Annotated in this window: 1 protein-coding gene; it reads right to left on the reverse strand. The window is 58.4% G+C overall.

Annotated elements, in window-relative coordinates; all coding sequences use genetic code 11:
• A partial coding sequence (locus AB1772_13440; protein ID MEW5797343.1) for a hypothetical protein occupies positions 1-1,763 on the reverse strand: 1,763 nt, incomplete at both ends.

A 1,763-nucleotide genomic window follows, 5' to 3' on the forward strand; every position in this document is an offset into this window, starting at 1 on the left:
ATGTTCTGGCCGGCCTCAGGAGAAGGATCGTGATAAGGCGCGGTCAGCGTGTAGGTATAGCTATAGGTGACCGTGCTGCCGTTGATCACCGGATTGGCGCTGATGACCAGCGTTCCGTAGGTGCCGTGAACAGTTGCGCCGGAGCCGTTGAGGGCTACCGTCAAAGGTCCGGACGAGTCGACACCCGTGATCGTCACGGTCTTGATGTCACCTGCGCCGTCCGTATCGGTCAGCGTGAACGTGCCATGCGTCACTTCGCTCGGCGCGTTTGCATTCGAACCAACGCTCGGAAGTCCCGCTTCGTCCACAAGGTTGTGGCCGGTGGCGACATTGGTTTCGCCTGTCGTCGGCGTTACCGTGATCGTCGGCGGGGTGTTCTGGTGAATATGCACATTGATGGTGCCGGAGACACCGTCACCGTCGCCATCGGTCAGGTTGGCCGTGAAGGCCAAATCCGCATCTGCTGAGCCTGAGGTCGTTCCGACTGTGACGCTGTCGAGATCGATCTTGGTCTTGCTGCTGGTGCTGATGGCATCGAATTCAACATCAACAATCGTCGCGCCAACTGGCGCGGTGATCGTCAGACCGTGAGCTGAGGTCGCCGAATAATTACTGACGACCAGACTCGTGTTGTCCGAGAAGTGAACAATATAGTTGAGCGTCGTATCCTTGAAGAAGCTGAATGTCGCAACCGTCGGGTCTGACTGGTTGAAATCGAACTTCAACCAATCACCCGGATTGAAATTATTGCTGTGAAGCCCAAAGCCCTGGGCGGAACCGTTCACGTCATCGCTACCCGTCACTGTCGCGACGACATTTCCGCCATTGCTGGCAGTCGTCACGTCAATCGAGGGTGCCGGAGCGTTTGAGTGGAACAGATTGGCGATGACCTGAGACGTCGAGGCCGATAGATCGAGAGCCTTGTACTGAGTGAAAGTATAACCCTGCTCGCCGTCGGTCACTTCGAGCACGAACACCTGGTTTGTTGCGCCGGGCGGCGTGCTGCCCGTGACGATAGCGCCGGTATAGGCGATCAGAGTCGAGCCATCTTCGCTCACCCAGTAATGAACGTCCTGGCCACCGGACTTCATGCCAGCGGGCGGTGCATTTCCGGCAAGATTGGCGCCGCCAGCACCGTCCGCACCGGGATTGAAATCAATGGCTCCGGCGTGAACGACGTTGTAGTTATCGACCGTGATCTGCTGGATGCCGTTTAGTTCCGGACTATCGTCATCGACTTTCACGCTCAGCGTACCGGTCGCTTGATCGTTGTCGCCGTCCGTCACCTGATAGTTGAAGTTCAGCGTCAGTTCGTCTTCGTAGCTAAGCTCCGGACCATTGTTCTTGAGATCGGGATCGGTGAACGGATGAGCGAGCGGCGCATCGAGCGTGACGGTGTAGTGGCCGGACGAATCCACCTCGATGGTGAAAACAGTCACGGTCTTCGTGCCATTCCCATCCGGAACGGTCATGGTACCCGTAAACGTGCCGCCCTTGGTGAAATCACCGGCCGCGCCGCCCACGCCGGCGTTCACGCCAGCCGCCCACGTCGTGGTCACCTCGTAGGCCTTGCCCACGCCCGTGGTCGGATCGACATAGATTGCGAACAACGCGACGGCGGTGTCGCCGTTACTGTTTTTCGCTGAGAATCCCGTGATCGCAATCGACTTCAGACCGTCCGCACCGGCGGAGAAGTTCAGGTCTCCGCTGGCCGTATAGTAGTTGTTTCCGGTCAGATCGCCGGGGCCGCCGTCGATTCCATT

This window comes from Candidatus Zixiibacteriota bacterium (genome assembly GCA_040752815.1).
GTDB lineage: Bacteria > Zixibacteria > MSB-5A5 > GN15 > FEB-12 > JAGGTI01.